Genomic DNA, 17,306 nt, shown 5'->3' on the forward strand with positions numbered 1-17,306 from the left:
GCGCTGGCGTTATGGTTAGCCACTTTCCAGAACCACCGACAGACGATTCGCGATGACATTTTCCCTTTTCGGCGACAAATTCACCCGTCATTCAGGCATTACCCGCCTGATGGAAGACCTTAATGACGGTCTGCGCACGCCGGGCGCTATTATGCTGGGCGGCGGCAACCCCGCTCAGATCCCGGAGATGAATGACTACTTCCAGCAGTTGCTCTCCGACATGCTGGATAATGGCAAAGCCCTTGATGCGCTTTGTAATTATGATGGTCCGCAGGGCAAGAGCGAGCTGCTGAGCCTGCTGGCGAAGATGCTGCGCGACGAACTGGGCTGGGAGATAGAACCACAGAATATTGCGCTAACAAACGGCAGTCAGAGCGCATTTTTCTACTTATTTAATCTGTTCGCAGGGCGTCGGGCAGATGGCACCACCCGCAAGGTGCTGTTCCCGCTGACGCCGGAATATATCGGCTATGCCGATGCCGGCCTGGAAGAGGATCTGTTCGTTGCCACCCGGCCGAATATCGAACTGCTGCCGGAAGGCCAGTTCAAGTACCACGTTGATTTTGAGCATCTGCAGGTGACGGAGGAGACCGGGATGATCTGCGTCTCGCGTCCCACCAACCCGACCGGCAACGTCATCACTGATGAAGAGCTGATCAAACTGGATGCGCTGGCGAATCAGCACGGGGTCCCGCTGGTGATTGATAACGCCTACGGCGTGCCGTTCCCGGGCATAATCTTCAGCAACGCCCGACCGCTGTGGAATCCGAACATCGTGCTGTGTATGAGCCTGTCCAAGCTGGGCCTGCCGGGCAGCCGCTGCGGGATTATCATCGCCAACGAGAAAATCATTACCGCCATCAGCAACATGAACGGCATTATCAGCCTCGCGCCCGGCGGTATCGGGCCGGCAATGATGTGTGAAATGATTAAACGTCAGGATCTGCTGCGCCTGTCAGAGACAGTGATCAAACCCTTCTATTACCAGCGGGTGCAGGAGACCATCGCCATTATTCGCCGCTATCTGCCGGAGGAGCGCTGCCTTATTCACAAACCGGAGGGGGCGATCTTCCTCTGGCTGTGGTTTAAGGATCTGCCGATCTCCACCGAGCTGCTGTATCAGCGGCTGAAAAAGCGCGGCGTGCTGATGGTGCCGGGGGATTACTTCTTCCCGGGACTCGATAAACCGTGGCCGCATACCCACCAGTGCATGCGCATGAACTATGTGCCGGACCCGCAAAAAATCGAGGCCGGGGTGAAAATTCTCGCCGAAGAGGTTGAATTCGCCTGGCGCGAACAGGAAGCGTAATTCCTGACGCTGCTGACGGGTAACGTCCGTCGGCGGACCCGCTCACGCCAGCGCCAGCCGCTGGCGTTTTTGCGCGCATAGCGCCTCCAGCTCCGCGGGAGCCATCACCCGCAGCGCCTGTGTCGGGCAGGCGGCTACGCAGGCCGGCCCCTCGGCGCGGTGGTGGCATAAATCGCATTTCAGCGCCTGCGCCTGCTGGTTCACCACCGTGACGGTCATCGCGCCGTACGGGCAGGCCACCATGCAGCTTTTACAGCCGATGCAGCGGCGCTGATCGACCCACCAGACGTCCTCCTCCAGACGAATCGCCCCCTGCGGGCAGACGCTGGCGCAGGGCGCATCCTCGCACTGCCGACAGGCCGTCGCCGTTGATATCTCGCCGCTTTTCACCACCCGGATCCGCGGCGCGAAATGGCTTGTCGACAGCATGGACACATCCTGCGCCTGCTGGTGCGCCACCGCGCAGGCCACTTCACAGGTACGACAGCCAATACACTGTTGGGCATTAGCAATAAGAAACCGGTTCATCCTCTGCTCCCTGGGGATAAAACCGCAGGGTGCCAGAATAGTCCCTGCCCGCGCTTTGATCCTGAATGGAATCAGCGCTGTTTTTAGTCACTAGCACAACTGATTTTTCATTACGCTGAATTAATGTGCTCCTTACAGTAGCGGCGCTTCCAGGCGGCAGGCGTGAGGCTGGTGTGCTTACGAAAGATCTTGCGAAAATAACCGACGTCATTAAAGCCACACTGACCCGCGACTTCGGTCAACGACAGTGAATCGCTGATCAACAGCTTTTCCGCCGCTCTGACCCGCTGACGATGGATCGCTTCGGTCAACGTCACGCGGAAAACGTGACGATACACGCGTCCTAAATAGTCAGCATTACAGTGCAGCTCTTTCGCCAGCGTCGAGGCTGAAACAGGCAAGTGGTAACGGGTATGGATGATCTGCTGCGCTTTCCAGGCCAGCGCAGCGCCGGGACTGTCGTCCGGTTTTTCGCTTGCCGCCGCAGCAATCTGCTGCAGTATCAGCAATAACAGGAGCTCCAGCGCCAGGCTGCGGTGAATGTTCTCCTGTTCACGAAGAAACTGGCGAAACAGCGAAATAATGTATTGTGGATCGCTGACGCGGGTATGTTGCGGAACGTTAAGCAGCGCTGGCGGCAGAGACCGGACACTCTCCGTCAGTACTTCAAAATGCAGCCAATAAAATTTCAGGTCGGCGGGAAATTCCCCCACCCCAACATGAGAACGTTCTGGCCACAGCAATAAACTTTCCCCTGCATTAACGTTAAATATTTCATCCTCTTCGCAAATCGTTAACGTTCCCTTTTCGACAAAAATAATTTCCCAGGATTGCAGTTTACGCGCCGGATGGCTGCCGACACCACGGGAAATAAATAAGCCGCCATTTTGTACGCGAATCGGAAGAGACATGGATAATTCAAGCATATATATTTAATTTTCCGCTAACGAAACGATAAAACATCTCTTTCCAACTGATTATTAATCATAAATTAACGCCTTTCCGGATCGGAATCACATTTTTATGACAAAGTCGGAATCGTTCTCTTTTTATACTTTTCCCTTCCCTTGTTGCCTCGTTTATTCGGTGCAAAATAATTAATGTATTTGCAAAAGACAAAAAATGTCCGCCGGCCAGACAGCGGAATAATTCTGAACATTCTCTTCGGGAGTTATTTATGACTACGGCTCCGATTACGACAAGCGACCTCACGAAGCACATGCAGGACGACAAATTATCTCTCCGTGAAAAAATAGGCTATGGTCTGGGCGACGCCGGTGGAACGGTCATCACCTGCCTGATCATGAACTTTCTCACTTTTTTCTATACTGACGTCTTTGGGCTCACCCCGGCGCTGGTCGGTACTCTGTTCCTTGCGCTGCGCGTGTTTGATGCTATTTCCGATCCGATCATGGGCGTCCTCGCCGATCGGACCCAAAGCCGATGGGGACGTTTTCGCCCCTGGCAGCTATGGATTGCGGTTCCGATTGCAGCGATCGGCGTGCTGACCTTTACCGTGCCGGATGCCGGCATGGGGGTAAAAATCGCCTGGGCCTTCGGCACTTACCTGCTGCTTTCAGTCAGCTATACCGCGATTAACGTCCCTTACTGCGCGCTCATTAATACGATGACCACTCGCCATAGCGAGGTGATCTCCTGCCAGGCATGGCGCTTTATACTATGCGGTGTGGCAGGATTCCTGGTCTCCGTGGGCCTGCCGTGGTTGGTAAAAGCGCTCGGTCAGGGGAATACCGCCCAGGGTTATCAGTATGGTGTCGGCGTACTGTGCGCCATCGCGGCGGTGATGTTTCTGTGCTGCTTTTTCTGGGTACGAGAGCGTGTTTCCCTGGAGATGCTCGGCAAATTCACCCTGCGCGAACATATCGCCGGTCTGCGTAAAAACGATCAGCTGTTACTCATGCTGGCGATGTCATTCCTGTTGATCAACGTGTTTAACATTCGCGGTGGCGGCTACATGTACTTCATTACCTATGTACTCGGCGGCTCTACTGGCTATACATCGCTGTTTTTCACCATGGTCACCTTTTCCTCGATTCTGGGCGCCGCGATCGTCAATTGGCTGTCGCGCCACGTTGATACCGTCAAGCTCTATTACTACACCAATGTGGTACTGGCCTTACTGGCGGTCGGAATGTGGTTCCTGCCCACCGGTCCGTCCTGGCAAACGCTGTGGCTGGCGGTCATTCTCGGCAATGGCATCATCCTGGGCTTTACCCTACCGCTGCATTTTTCGTTGATGGCTTTCTCTGATGATTATGGCGAATGGAAGACGGGTGTCCGTTCGTCGGGGATGAACTTTGCTTTCAACCTGTTCTTTATCAAGCTGGCATGGGCCTCCAGTGCGGGCATTATCAGCCTGGTATTTATCTACGTCGCTTATCAACCCGGCGCCAGCAACCAGACTCCATCCTCACTATCGGGGATCACGGCGATGGAAACCCTGCTGCCCGCGCTGTTCCATCTGTTGCTGGCCTTCGCTATCCGCGCCTGCAAGCTCAACAATCCCATGATGTCGCGTATTGCAGCCGATCTGCGCGCACGTCACGTTCAGTCTTAAGGAGAAATCATGGAAGTCGATCTGCACAAACTGAAAGTTAACGATCCGTTTCTGGGTCAGTATCAGCAACTGGTGCGTGATGTCGTCATTCCCTACCAGTGGGAGGCCCTCAATGACCGGATCGCCGAGGCTGAGCCCAGCCATGCGATAGAAAACTTCCGTATCGCCGCAGGTCAGCAGGCAGGAGAATTCTACGGAATGGTGTTCCAGGATAGCGATGTGGCGAAATGGCTGGAGGCCGTCGCCTGGTCATTGTGCCAGAAGCCAGATGCGGAACTGGAAAAAACCGCCGATGAGGTGATTGAGCTGATTGCCGCCGCGCAATGTGAAGATGGTTATCTGAACACCTATTTTACGGTGAAAGCGCCCGGGGAACGCTGGACCAATCTCGCCGAATGCCATGAATTGTACTGTGCCGGTCACCTGATTGAGGCTGGGGTGGCATTCTTCCAGGCTACCAGTAAACGCCGCCTGCTGGAGGTGGTATGTCGCCTCGCCGATCATATCGACAGCGTGTTTGGCCCCGACGACAATCAGTTGCACGGCTACCCGGGACACCCTGAAATAGAGCTAGCGTTAATGCGTTTGTACGATGTGACTCAGGAACCACGCTATATGGCGCTGGCTAATTACTTCGTTGAACAGCGTGGGACACAGCCGCATTTCTATGACATCGAGTATGAAAAACGCGGCAAAACTTCCTTCTGGAATACCTATGGGCCGGCGTGGATGGTGATGGATAAACCCTACAGCCAGGCGCATTTGCCGCTTGCCGAACAGACCACCGCTGTGGGTCACGCGGTTCGCTTTGTTTATTTAATGGCCGGCGTAGCGCACCTTGCGCGCCTGAGCAAGAACGAAGGCAAACGCCAGGATTGCCTGCGGTTATGGAAAAACATGGTCCAGCGTCAGCTGTATATTACGGGCGGCATTGGCTCACAGAGCAGCGGGGAAGCCTTCAGCAGCGATTACGACCTGCCGAATGATACCGTTTATGCGGAAAGCTGCGCCTCTATCGGGCTGATGATGTTCGCGCGCCGCATGCTGGAACTGGAAGCCGACAGCCAATATGCTGATGTAATGGAGCGCGCGCTGTACAATACCGTTCTGGGCGGTATGGCGCTGGACGGTAAACATTTCTTTTACGTCAACCCCTTGGAAGTGCAGCCTAAGTCTTTAAAATTCAATCATATTTATGACCATGTTAAGCCTGTTCGTCAGCGTTGGTTCGGCTGTGCCTGCTGCCCACCGAATATCGCTCGTCTTCTGACCTCACTGGGGCATTATATCTACACGCCACGCGAGGAGGCGTTGTATATCAATCTCTATGTCGGCAATCAGGTCGAGATCCCGGTTGGGGAAAAGACGTTACGCCTGCGTATCAGCGGTGACTATCCCTGGCGGGAACAGGTCAAAATTGTCATCGAATCACCGTCAACAGTGAACCATACGCTGGCGCTGCGTCTACCTGACTGGTGCGAGGGTCCGCACATCACCCTGAACGGCGCGCCGGTCACGCAGGATATTCGCCAGGGCTATCTGCATATCCATCATCTCTGGCAGGAAGGTGACACCCTGATGCTTACCTTGCCGATGCCGGTTCGCCGGGTATATGGCAATCCGCTTGTTCGTCACCAGGCAGGCCAGGTCGCGCTGCAGCGCGGTCCACTGGTCTATTGTCTCGAACAAGCTGATAACGGCGAAGCGCTGCATAACCTGCTGCTGCCACGCGATGCCAGGTTCACGGTGTTTGAAGGAAAGGGGCTGTTTGCTCGCAACATGTTGATTCAGGCTCCAGGCTACAGAAAACATGCAGAAAACGCCGACGCGCAGAATCTCTGGAGCTACGATCACCCGCTGGCCACCCCCCATTCACAGACGCTGACCTTTATTCCCTGGTTTAGCTGGGCAAACCGCGGAGAAGGCGAAATGCGTATCTGGGTACGGGAAGCCGAATAAGGCCCGGCACAGCGCGACCTCCTCTTCCCCGGCAACACAGCGTTCGCTGTCCGCCGGGGAGCAGGCGTTAATGATTACAGAAACAACGCCTTATCGCGCAGGATATGATCGTTGCCGCGACGGCGGGTGAAGCCAATCCGATCGAAATACTCCAGGATCTGGATCGCCAGCTTCCGCCCTACGTTTAAGGTATCGCGAAAATCCGCCGCGCAGGTTGACCCGCGCAGTTGATCCAGCTCGCGCACCCGCTGGGCGAACTGCACAATGCGATCGTTGCGGTAGTAACGATCCTTGACGATCGCGGTAATTATCCCCTGCTGCGCCGCCTGGCGCAGCACCGCGCGCATCAGGGACTCTTCAACATGGACTTCGCGCGCGAGATCGCGCACCCACCAGGGATCATCGCCGAACAGGGTCTCCACCTTCTGCCAGACCGCCTGCTGCTCGTCGGTAAACCCGGCTTTATGCTCGGGCAAATGCAGCCAGCCGTGATGGCTGCGGACTAAGCCGCTCTCGCGCATCTGCTCAATCAGCAGCAGCACCAGCGCTTCATCTTCCATCGGCAGCGCGATGCGGCGCAGGCGCTCCCGGCCAGGGCCCGGCTCGTCGCGATGCTGTTCATGGTAGCGCGCCAGGGCATCCAACAATTTTCGCTGCCAGCGGGCGGCAAGCGGCGCGCTAAGCAAGCGCTGTCCGGCCTGCAGATAGTCAGGCCGCTGGATCAAGGCCGCCATTCCGGTTTCACTCAGCTGCCGAGCCCAGGCGAAGCGCTCAAGCCGGACGGCGTCCCGCTGCAGATGCAGCTCCAGGGCCTGCGCATCGTCAGCGCCAACCGCCGCCAGGGCGTGCAACCACTGCAAATACTCCGGTTTACGCTTGCCGCGGCGCGGGGGATCCAGCGTCACCACTCGTGCGCCGGCCAACGTCAAGCGAGCAGAGATATCGCGTAGTACCAGCCGGTCGTTATCCGCCAGCCACAGCGGGGTATCCAGCACCAGCTCCGCCAGGTCGCCCTCAAGGAGCGACACCCGGCCGGTGATGTGGCTGGCAGCGTGGTGAATATGCAGCGGCTGCCACTGGCTGAGCGGCGTATGGCACTGCAGTTCGACAATCACCCGCTCTGCAGGCTCCGGCGGCGGGGAAGAGAGCAGCCAGTCGCCGCGGTGCAATGCCTCTTTCTGCGCATCGCCGACAATGTTCAGCGCAATGCGCTGCCCGGCGTGCGCCTGCTCAACCGCTTGATTCTGGGCATGCAGACCGCGGACGCGCATCGGCGTGTTGACGCCGGTAAGCCACAGGGTATCCCCGACCCGTACTTCGCCGGAGAGCGCCGTCCCGGTGACCACCAGCCCCGCCCCTTTGACGGTGAAAGCGCGATCCAGCGCCAGGCGAAAACGCCGCTGCTGCGGATGGGGGCGCTCCGCAAGCTGCAGCAGATGGCTGCGCAGTTCGGCAATACCGAGGTTTTCCACCGCCGCGGTGGGGAAGAAAGCGGCGGCGTCAAAGCCAAGTTCGCGCAGGGCCTGCTCGACCTCCGCCTGAACCTCCGCCACCCGGGCGGCCGTCACGCGGTCCGTCTTGGTGAGCGCCACGGTCAGCGTCGGCTTTCCGGTCAGCTGCAGGATCGCCAGGTGTTCGCGGGTTTGCGCCATCACCCCGTCATCGCAGGCCACCACCAGCAGCGCATGGTCGATCCCACCCACCCCCGCCAGCATGTTGGACAAAAACTTTTCGTGCCCGGGCACGTCAATAAACCCCAGCACCCGCCCGTCCGGCTGCGGCCAGTAGGCATAGCCGAGATCGATCGTCATTCCCCGCGCTTTCTCTTCCGGCAGACGATCGGCATTCACGCCGGTTATCGCCTGCAGCAGCGTCGTTTTGCCGTGGTCAACATGTCCAGCGGTGGCAATAATCATCGTAACAATATCTCCATAAACCGGGTTTCATCTTCCAGACAGCGCAGATCCAGCCAGAGCCGGCCGTCATAAATGCGGCCAATCACCGGGCATGGCAGCCTGCGCCAGCGGGCCGCCAAAGCCTCCAGCCGGCTGCCGCGGCCGTCATGGGGGGTAAAGGTCAACGCCGCGCCGGGCAGACGGTCGACGGGTAACGAGCCGCTGCCAATCTGCGACTGGCAGGCTGCCACGTTGACGGCAAAATCAGCATAGTGTGCCGCCAGGGCAGGCTGCAGGCGTTCAGCCTGCCGGCGGATCTCGTCCGCCGGGCGGGTGAGCAGGCGCAGCGTCGGTAAGGTTTCCCGCAGCGCTTCCGGATGCTGATAGAGGCGCAGCGTGGCTTCCAGCGCCGCGAGAGTCATTTTATCCGCGCGCAGGGCCCGCTTCAGCGGATGGCTCTGCAGGCGGGCAATCAGCGCGCGTTTGCCGACGATAATTCCGGCCTGCGGGCCGCCGAGCAGCTTGTCGCCAGAGAAACTGACCAGGCTCACCCCGGCGGCGATCATCTCTTGCGGCATCGGCTCCTTCGGCAGGCCATACTGACTGAGATCCACCAGCGACCCGCTGCCCAGGTCGGCCACTACCGGGACGTCCAGCTCGCGGCCGATGACCGCCAGCTCCGCTTCGTCGACGGCTTTGGTAAAGCCTTCAATGCTGTAGTTGCTGGTGTGGACCTTCATCAGCAGGGCGGTATTGTCATTCACCGCCTGGCGATAGTCTTTGGCGTGGGTGCGGTTGGTGGTGCCCACTTCGTGCAGCTGACAACCTGCCTGACGCATCACGTCGGGAATGCGGAACGCCCCGCCGATCTCCACCAGCTCGCCGCGGGAGACCACCACCTCCCTGCCGCTGGCGGTGGCCGCCAGCATCAGCAGCACGGCCGCCGCGTTGTTGTTCACGATACAGGCATCTTCCGCGCCGGTGATCTGGCACAGCAGATCGGCAATAGCGCGATCGCGATGGCCGCGCCCGGCGTCGTCGAGATCATATTCGAGCGTCACCGGCGCGCGCATCGCGCTGACGACCGCCTCCACCGCCGCCTCAGCCTGGATGGCGCGCCCGAGATTGGTGTGCAGCACCGTACCGGTGAGATTAAACACCGGACGCAGGGCGCTCTGCCGGCTGGCGGTCAGCCGCTGCGCGCAGGCACTCAGCCAGTCATGGCTCCAGTCAGGCAGTGTCTGACACTGGCGGATCTGTTCCCGCGCCTCGTCCAGCATCTGGCGCAGCTGCGTCACCACCTGCGAATGGCCGTGCTGCGCCAGCAGGGAGGAAAAAGCGGGGTCGCGGAGTAAGCGGTCAATGGCCGGAAGCCGGGTATAAAGCGCACGAATTTCGGTAGTCATGAATGGGCCTGGCGGTAAGTTATTTTCCCCCCTCCCGACGGGAGAGGGAGTCAACAATCAGCGGCGATTGTAACGCCTCCTTGCGCAAACTGTTACCTGCCTGGGTCAAGTCCGCGGCGGTTCGGTGCGCGCAAAGCTGGCGCGCTGGAACAGCGCATCCACCAACTTCACCAACTGCGGCCGGGTGGCGCACCAGCCCGGCGCCACCCGGCGAAAGTTCAGGTAGGCAATGGCGCAGGCCGTAGAGATGGTCGCCAGATTGACCTCGTCACCGCGTAGCGTTCCGTCCGCCGCGCAGGCTTCCAACCTGTCGAGGCCGCGCGCCACTTTCTCCCGCTGGCGGAGCAGCTCTTGCTCTGACTGTTGGGCCGCAGGGCGAGCTTTTTCGCGCACCAGCGCCTGGGCGGCCTCCATCACCCCATCTGCCAGCGCCTCAAGCTGGCGCATCCTGAGAGCGGCTCTGGGATCGGCGGGGATCATCGGCGGCGCCACGCCCAGCAGCTCGAGATACTGCGCGATAACCGGAGAATCAAACCAGCATTCGCCGTCATCTGTCACCAGCGCCGGCACTTTGCCCAGCGGGTTATAGCGCGACACGCCGTTGCTTTCGCTGTAGGGGGATTCGTTGACAAATTCAAAAGGGATGCGCTTTTCCAGCAGGATCACCGATATTTTGCGCACAAAGGGACTGGTGTAGCTGCCGATCAGTTTCATAGCCTGCTCCTTATCGCCAACAAAGATATGAGTATGGCTCAGGGCGAGGTAAAAGGCAGGTGAGCATCCCGCTCAACCTGCCGCCGATCGCATTAATGGTCGAGATAGAGGTAGTGCATCCAACTGGTCATGCGCAGCAGCACTTTACGCATCACCGAAACGTGGGCGAAATGGTCGGAGTAGACCGCCACCTGCGCATAGATGCCATCGGGTAGTGCATCGATTTCGGCATTCGGATCGAGCTCAATGGTCGCCAGCACGCCATCGCTGCCCGGCGTCACGGTCAGCGACTGCAACGCCCCCTGCGCCTGATAGGTTCCCCCCGGCACCACCGGTAAAATGCTCACCAGTTTGCCGTGGAATACCTGTCCGGGCAGGGCATTAAACACCGCTTCCGCGTCGTCGCCCTTCTCCAGCCTTAACAGCGAATTTTGCCTGAACTGGGCGACGATCAGCCTTTTTTGCTCAGGGATAAACACCATCACCGGCCGCAGCGGCAGCGAGGCAGCGTAGGTCCCCGGACGGATCAACACTTGAGTGATATACCCATCGCTGGGCGCCCGCACGGTAGTCTGGTCGAGATTGTACTTCGCCTCCGCCAGCTGGGCGCGCAGGCTAACCACCTGCGACTGCTCGCCGTTGATCATGCTGTCCAGCTGGCTCTGGATCTGCGCCTGTTCCGCTACCGACGCCTTGACCAGCGCGTCCTGAGCAAGGTAATTCTGCCGGGCGTTATCGATGTCGCTTTCTGAGAACGGATTCACCCGGGCCTGGCTCCCTTTCAGGTAACGTTGATAGTCTTTATATAAGCGATCGCGTTCCGCCGATACGCGAGTGGTGTTGGCCTGGGCTTCAGAGAGCTGCGCCTTGAGGGTGTTAATACTGTGCAGCGCTGTCACCAGGTCGGCCTGCAGACGGTCGACCCGCGCCTGATAGCGCGCCGGGTCAATAGTAAAAAGCACCTCGCCCTTTTTGACGCGCTGATTCGCTTTGTCGGTGACGCTGTCAACTACTCCGGTAACCTGCGGCGTGATAGGAATAGATATCACCGCCTTTTGCGCCAGAAAGGTGTAAGGGTGGTTATAGTTCATTAATAAAATAAGCGCGCTAACAATAAATACGCCCCCCAGCGCCGCTGGTGGGAACTGTCCATTTATTTACCGGTATTTTGAAAATTTTAAATATCGACCAGGCGATAGCCACGTAGGTCAAAATTATCAACAGATCCATAGTTTATTTCTCCGCCGCAGAGGTGGACTGTGGCCGCTGGATGGCCGCCACCTGATGTTCAAGGACGCTCAGTCGTTGGCGAAGCTGTTGTATATCGCTTTCTTTTTCAGGTTCGTCGGGGTCCGTATTCGCCTTATGCTGCATGCCCCAGCCGCGCTCAGGTTGGTACAGCGTGGCCCATATCCATAAAAACGGCCAGATGACGTGGAGAGTAAAAAGACTGACCCATCCGGCGACATGAATAGCATCGGAATGGGGGTGGTTGCGTTTTTTGGCAATCAAATAAGGAATATCGTGAATAACGATAATCCCATAAAAAATGACCAGAAAAACGAAGATCAGAACACCCAGCGCAAAATAATTGAGAAACATAATTCCCTCGGCTTTACGCTAATAATTTATATAAATTTTATTCACGCCCCACTGACATCCGGGCCGCTGATTTGAGCATAATTCACCCCTTTCATTTTTGCCATCCGGTGGAAAAAAGTTATTTAACCAACATGGTTGCTTAGTTACACAGCCACCTCGCCCTGGCCGCAAAACCGGGCCGAGATCACAGCGGCGAAGATCCACTGTGAAATTCTTTGTGATCAAAATCACAAACAAACAACAAAAACACGAAACAAAATTGTGACAAATATCACACAAAATCGCAGATTAGCGGCAAAACCGACGGTCTGTTGTTTTTTTACACAGCAATTATGTGATCGCAATCACTACAAAACCCACCGCGCCCCCTATATTCATGTGATCTATATCACATAAAAAGGCGTTGGCTGGACAGCTAAACGATTCAGTGCCAGATTTCGCACTATCAATCAGGGCCCGGCTACCTCTGCCGCCACATTAACAACAAACCTCGGGCTTTTAGCCTGCGCGATACGCAAAACAGAAGAAGGGGTGTTTTATGTCATCCGATATCAAGATCAAAGTGCAAAGCTTTGGTCGTTTTCTCAGCAATATGGTGATGCCGAATATCGGCGCGTTTATCGCGTGGGGTATCATCACCGCGCTTTTCATTCCGACAGGGTGGTTGCCAAACGAAACGCTGGCGAAGCTGGTCGGTCCGATGATCACCTACCTGCTGCCGCTGCTGATCGGTTACACCGGCGGTAAATTAGTCGGCGGCGAACGTGGCGGCGTGGTCGGGGCGATCACCACCATGGGCGTTATCGTCGGCGCGGATATGCCGATGTTCCTCGGCTCCATGATTGCCGGCCCGCTGGGCGGCTACTGCATCAAGAAGTTCGATAACTGGGTCGACGGTAAGATCAAATCCGGTTTTGAAATGCTGGTGAATAACTTCTCCGCTGGCATCATCGGGATGATCCTCGCTATTCTTGCCTTCCTCGGCATCGGCCCGGCGGTAGAAGTTCTGTCGAAAATTCTGGCGGCTGGCGTTAACTTCATGGTGGCGCACGACATGCTGCCGCTGGCGTCTATCTTCGTGGAACCGGCGAAAATCCTGTTCCTTAACAACGCCATCAACCACGGTATCTTCTCGCCGCTGGGTATTCAGCAGTCCCACGAGCTGGGTAAATCCATCTTCTTCCTGATTGAAGCGAACCCGGGTCCGGGGATGGGCGTTCTGCTGGCGTACATGTTCTTTGGCCGCGGCAGCGCTAAACAGTCTGCAGGCGGGGCGGCTATCATCCACTTCTTGGGTGGTATCCATGAAATCTATTTCCCGTACGTGCTGATGAACCCGCGTCTGATCCTGGCCGTTATCCTCGGCGGGATGACCGGTGTCTTCACCCTGACCATCCTCAACGGCGGTCTGGTCTCTCCGGCTTCCCCGGGCTCTATCCTGGCGGTGCTGGCGATGACGCCGAAAGGAGCCTACTTCGCGAACATCGCAGCCATTATCGCCGCGATGGCGGTCTCCTTCGTGGTCTCTGCGGTTCTGCTGAAGACCAGCAAAGTCAAAGAAGAAGACGATATCGAAGCCGCGACGCGTCGTATGCATGACATGAAGGCGCAATCAAAAGGCGCCAACCCGCTGGCGGCAGGCAATGTCACCAACGACCTGAGCCATGTGCGGAAAATCATCGTCGCTTGCGACGCCGGGATGGGTTCCAGCGCCATGGGCGCCGGGGTACTACGCAAGAAAGTGCAGGATGCCGGCCTGAGCAACATCTCGGTCACCAACAGCGCGATCAATAATCTGCCGCCGGATGTTGACCTGGTGATCACCCACCGCGACCTGACCGAGCGCGCCATGCGCCAGGTACCGCAGGCACAGCATATTTCGCTGACCAACTTCCTCGACAGCGGTCTCTACACCAGCCTGACCGAGCGTCTGGTGGCGGCCCAGCGCCACATCGACAACGAAGTCAAAGTCACCGATAGCCTGAAAGACAGCTTTGATGATACTGACAAAAACCTGTTCAAGCTGGGTGCGGATAACATCTTCCTCGGTCGCAAAGCGGCCACAAAAGAAGAAGCCATCCGCTTCGCCGGCGAGCAACTGGTGAAAGGCGGCTACGTCGAGCCGGAATATGTGCAGGCGATGCTGGACCGCGAAAAACTGACCTCGACCTATCTTGGCGAGTCCATCGCGGTGCCGCACGGCACCATCGAAGCGAAAGACCGCGTGCTGAAAACCGGCGTCGTCTTCTGCCAGTACCCGGAAGGGGTGCGCTTTGGGGAAGATGAAGACGATGTTGCCCGCCTGGTGATCGGCATCGCCGCCCGCAACAACGAGCACATTCAGGTGATTACCAGCCTGACCAACGCGCTGGATGACGAAACGGTGATTGAGCGACTGGCGAACACCACCAGCGTCGACGACGTACTGGCGCTGCTGAATAAATAAACAGACCGGTCCATTCCCTCTCCTTTTTGGAGAGGGTTTGGGTGAGGGGAAAAGCCTCACCCCAGCCCTCTCAGGTAAAAACATTAATTGAAGGTTAATACTATGAAAGCATTACATTTTGGCGCAGGTAATATCGGACGTGGCTTTATCGGTAAACTGCTGGCCGACGCGGGCATCGAACTGACGTTTGCCGATGTTAATCAGACCGTACTTGATGCCCTGAATGCCCGTCATAGCTACCAGGTTCACGTCGTTGGCGAAAATGAGCAGGTGGATACCGTCTCCGGCGTGAATGCCGTCAGCAGCATTGGCGACGAGGTCGTGGATCTGATCGCCAGCGTCGACCTGGTGACCACTGCCGTCGGTCCCGTGGTCCTTGAGCGCATCGCCCCGGCCATCGCCAAAGGGCTGGCGAAGCGCAAAGCGCAGGGCACCGAACGCCCGCTGAACATTATCGCCTGCGAAAATATGGTGCGCGGCACAACGCAGTTAAAAGGCCACGTATTTAACGCCCTGGCGGAGGAAGATAAGGCCTGGGTGGAAACCCATATCGGCTTCGTCGACTCCGCCGTTGACCGTATCGTGCCGCCATCGGCGTCCGCTACCCATGACCCGCTGGAAGTCACCGTGGAAACCTTCAGCGAATGGATCGTCGATAAAACCCAGTTCAAGGGCGAACTGCCGACCATCCCGGGAATGGAATTAACTGATAACCTGATGGCATTTGTCGAGCGCAAGCTCTTCACCTTGAACACCGGGCATGCTATAACCGCCTACCTCGGAAAACTGGCGGGCCACCAGACGATTCGCGATGCGATCCTCGACGAGAAAATTCGGGCCGTCGTGCAGGGCGCGATGGAGGAGAGCGGCGCGGTGCTGATCAAACGCTACGCCTTTGACCCGCAGAAGCACGCGGCTTATATCCAGAAAATTCTTGGCCGTTTCGAGAACCCGTACCTGAAAGACGATGTTGAGCGCGTTGGCCGTCAGCCGCTGCGCAAACTGAGCGCCGGCGACCGTTTAATTAAGCCGCTGCTGGGTACACTGGAATACGGCCTGCCGCACCGCAACCTGGTGAAAGGGATCGCGGCGGCGATGCATTTCCGTAGCGAAGACGATCCGCAGGCTCAGGAGCTGGCGGCGCTGATCGCCGACAAGGGGCCGCAGGCCGCGCTGGCCCAGATTTCCGGCCTTGACGCGGCAAGCGATGTCGTCGCGGAGGCCGTTAACGACTACAACGCGGTAAAATGATGCACAACCTGGCGCGACCGACGTCGCGCCCATTACGACTCCTGTCAGATATGCAGGCAATGATGGAAGAAACACAAGCATTTGAAAACCGTGTGCTTGAGCGTCTGAATGCTGGCAAAACCGTACGAAGCTTCCTGATCGCCACCGTCGAGCTGTTAACGGAAGCGGTCAATATTCTGGTGCTTCAGGTGTTCCGTAAAGACGACTACGCGGTGAAATACGCCGTCGAGCCCTTGCTGGAGGGCAGCGGGCCGCTCGGCGATCTCTCTGTACGCCTGAAGCTGATTTATGGCCTTGGGGTAATAAGTCGTGCCGAATATGAAGACGCCGAGCTGCTGATGGCCCTGCGCGAGGAGCTTAATCACGACGGCAATGAGTACAGCTTTACCGACGACGAAATTATCGGTCCGTTCGGCGAACTGCACTGCGTCGCCGCCCTGCCGCCAACGCCGCAGTTTGATGACAGCGACGCCGAACTGCTGGCAATGCAGAAACTGCGTTACCAGCAGATGGTGCGTTCAACGATGGTGTTGTCCCTGACTGAGCTGATTTCACGAATCAGCTTAAAAAAAGCCTTCCAGAAATCAACGCTCTGATTCCGGCTCCGTCTGGTCGCAGGTCGGCCGGTAAAGCTGACGATAATATTCCAGACGCTGCAGAAACAACGCTTCCTTATCCTGCGGGATATCTCGCGGTACATGCTGCAGCCGCGGAGACTTTTTCAAATACTCCATAAACGCCTGACTGGAAGCCATAAAATCAACCGCTTTGTCGATTAAACGTGGTACGCCGTCGCCGATCTTTGCCATCACGTCCTCCTTTTGGGAATAATCTGATTAAGCATTAGCCAATTCACCGGCGTGGGTTAAGGAAAACGTGCTTATCTGCCGACCGGCTTCACAGAAATGAAATTAGAGCGGGTATCAGAAAGAATATTAATAAAATTCAAATTATTAGCAGGTTCAGGTATCGTATTCTGACGGCGATTAACGGCGAATTTTTGATAAATAGCTATCAACAATAGCGGTCACGGCACATACTATAGGCGAATGAAGCCCCTTTATTAACAGATCAAATCACCATGAAAGAAGTCGAAAAGAATGAAATCAAACGTCTGAGCGATCGTCTCGACGCCATCCGCCACCAGCAGGCCGAGCTGTCGCTGGTGGAAGCCGCCGATAAATACGCTGAGCTGGAAAAAGAAAAAGCCACTCTGGAAACGGAGATTGAACGTCTGCGTTCCGTCCAGAGCCAGAAGCTGAGCAAAGAGGCGCAAAAGCTGATGAGCCTGCCGTTCCGTCGCGCGATTACCAAAAAAGAGCAGGCCGATATGGGCAAGCTGAAGAAAAGCGTCCGCGGCCTGGTGGTCGTCCATCCGATGACCGCCCTGGGCCGGGAAATGGGTCTGAAAGAGATGACCGGTTTCGCCCGCAGCGAATTCTAATCCCCAGCCCTCTCCGTCCGGAGAGGGTTATTCTGTCCTACCGCCACCCTTTTTCGTCCCCTGCTGGCAGATTGGTCCAACCAATAAATTCATCTACCCCCCAGCAGTTCACAAATCCATCAAAATGCATCACAAACCCGTTGCCTAAGAGTAACATCTGGTTAACCATTCGTT

General features: G+C 57.1%; 14 protein-coding genes and 1 pseudogene. 7 read left to right on the forward strand and 8 right to left on the reverse strand.

Features of this window, described 5'->3' with window-relative positions; all coding sequences use genetic code 11:
- Nucleotides 1–52 precede the first annotated feature (52 nt).
- The gene (avtA, locus tag ACLH1I_RS20525; RefSeq protein ID WP_004205026.1) at nt 53–1,309 is read left to right on the forward strand and encodes a valine--pyruvate transaminase; all 1,257 of its coding nucleotides are present in this window, start codon (nt 53–55) and stop codon (nt 1,307–1,309) included.
- A gap of 42 nt (nt 1,310–1,351) precedes the next feature.
- On the opposite strand, the gene ACLH1I_RS20530 is transcribed toward avtA, so the two are convergent.
- Together ACLH1I_RS20530 and ACLH1I_RS20535 are read right to left on the reverse strand one after the other, a co-directional pair.
- Entirely contained in the window at nt 1,352–1,837 is a 486-nt protein-coding gene (locus tag ACLH1I_RS20530; RefSeq protein WP_004205027.1) for a 4Fe-4S dicluster domain-containing protein, read from the reverse strand.
- A gap of 110 nt (nt 1,838–1,947) precedes the next feature.
- The gene (locus tag ACLH1I_RS20535; protein WP_004205028.1) at nt 1,948–2,763 is read right to left on the reverse strand and encodes a helix-turn-helix domain-containing protein; all 816 of its coding nucleotides are present in this window, start codon (nt 2,761–2,763) and stop codon (nt 1,948–1,950) included.
- Between the two features lie 251 nt (nt 2,764–3,014).
- Here ACLH1I_RS20535 and ACLH1I_RS20540 point away from each other — a divergent pair, with 251 nt between their 5' ends.
- Nucleotides 3,015–4,415 (forward strand): MFS transporter, encoded by a 1,401-nt coding sequence (locus ACLH1I_RS20540; protein ID WP_025999220.1) that lies wholly within the window; start codon nt 3,015–3,017, stop codon nt 4,413–4,415.
- A gap of 9 nt (nt 4,416–4,424) precedes the next feature.
- Complete coding sequence (locus tag ACLH1I_RS20545) at nt 4,425–6,374, forward strand: glycoside hydrolase family 127 protein (protein ID WP_048326036.1); 1,950 nt, start codon at nt 4,425–4,427, stop codon at nt 6,372–6,374.
- Between the two features lie 74 nt (nt 6,375–6,448).
- On the opposite strand, the gene selB is transcribed toward ACLH1I_RS20545, so the two are convergent.
- From selB to ACLH1I_RS20570, 5 genes and pseudogenes are all read right to left on the reverse strand, one after another.
- Nucleotides 6,449–8,290, reverse strand: coding sequence for a selenocysteine-specific translation elongation factor (selB, locus tag ACLH1I_RS20550; RefSeq protein ID WP_053809872.1), 1,842 nt, complete (start codon nt 8,288–8,290; stop codon nt 6,449–6,451).
- Nucleotides 8,287–9,675 carry an L-seryl-tRNA(Sec) selenium transferase gene (selA, locus tag ACLH1I_RS20555; protein ID WP_080936140.1) on the reverse strand — a complete coding sequence of 463 codons (1,389 nt, stop codon included), beginning with the start codon at nt 9,673–9,675 and terminating at the stop codon, nt 8,287–8,289. Before selA ends, selB begins: the two co-directional genes overlap by 4 nt.
- 105 nt (nt 9,676–9,780) lie before the next feature.
- The gene (locus tag ACLH1I_RS20560) at nt 9,781–10,389 is read right to left on the reverse strand and encodes a glutathione S-transferase (protein ID WP_017900037.1); all 609 of its coding nucleotides are present in this window, start codon (nt 10,387–10,389) and stop codon (nt 9,781–9,783) included.
- 92 nt (nt 10,390–10,481) lie between these two features.
- Nucleotides 10,482–11,619 (reverse strand): annotated as a pseudogene (locus ACLH1I_RS20565) (HlyD family secretion protein).
- Nucleotides 11,620–11,622: 3 nt separating this feature from the next.
- Nucleotides 11,623–11,991 (reverse strand): DUF3302 domain-containing protein, encoded by a 369-nt coding sequence (locus ACLH1I_RS20570; RefSeq protein WP_064150997.1) that lies wholly within the window; start codon nt 11,989–11,991, stop codon nt 11,623–11,625.
- A 538-nt stretch (nt 11,992–12,529) separates the two neighbouring features.
- Between ACLH1I_RS20570 and mtlA the strand changes: the two genes are divergently transcribed.
- The 3 genes from mtlA (at nt 12,530) to mtlR (ending at nt 16,284) form a co-directional block, all read left to right on the forward strand.
- Nucleotides 12,530–14,437: a PTS mannitol transporter subunit IICBA gene (gene mtlA, locus ACLH1I_RS20575; protein WP_017900038.1), complete on the forward strand. Its 1,908-nt coding sequence runs from the start codon at nt 12,530–12,532 to the stop codon at nt 14,435–14,437.
- 102 nt (nt 14,438–14,539) lie between these two features.
- Nucleotides 14,540–15,688, forward strand: coding sequence for a mannitol-1-phosphate 5-dehydrogenase (mtlD, locus tag ACLH1I_RS20580; protein ID WP_004205038.1), 1,149 nt, complete (start codon nt 14,540–14,542; stop codon nt 15,686–15,688).
- Nucleotides 15,688–16,284: a mannitol operon repressor MtlR gene (gene mtlR, locus ACLH1I_RS20585; protein ID WP_002922401.1), complete on the forward strand. Its 597-nt coding sequence runs from the start codon at nt 15,688–15,690 to the stop codon at nt 16,282–16,284. The genes mtlD and mtlR overlap by 1 nt, the downstream gene beginning before the upstream one ends.
- Here the strand turns inward: mtlR and ACLH1I_RS20590 are convergent.
- Complete coding sequence (locus tag ACLH1I_RS20590) at nt 16,273–16,497, reverse strand: hypothetical protein (RefSeq protein WP_002922402.1); 225 nt, start codon at nt 16,495–16,497, stop codon at nt 16,273–16,275. The genes mtlR and ACLH1I_RS20590 overlap by 12 nt on opposite strands.
- Nucleotides 16,498–16,769: 272 nt before the next feature.
- Here ACLH1I_RS20590 and ACLH1I_RS20595 point away from each other — a divergent pair, with 272 nt between their 5' ends.
- Nucleotides 16,770–17,132: a YibL family ribosome-associated protein gene (locus tag ACLH1I_RS20595; protein WP_002922410.1), complete on the forward strand. Its 363-nt coding sequence runs from the start codon at nt 16,770–16,772 to the stop codon at nt 17,130–17,132.
- Nucleotides 17,133–17,306 lie beyond the last annotated feature (174 nt).

Origin of the sequence: Klebsiella sp. 1SOBk10mer, assembly GCF_046602535.1 — a bacterium.
Taxonomy (GTDB): Bacteria; Pseudomonadota; Gammaproteobacteria; order Enterobacterales; family Enterobacteriaceae; genus Klebsiella; species Klebsiella quasipneumoniae.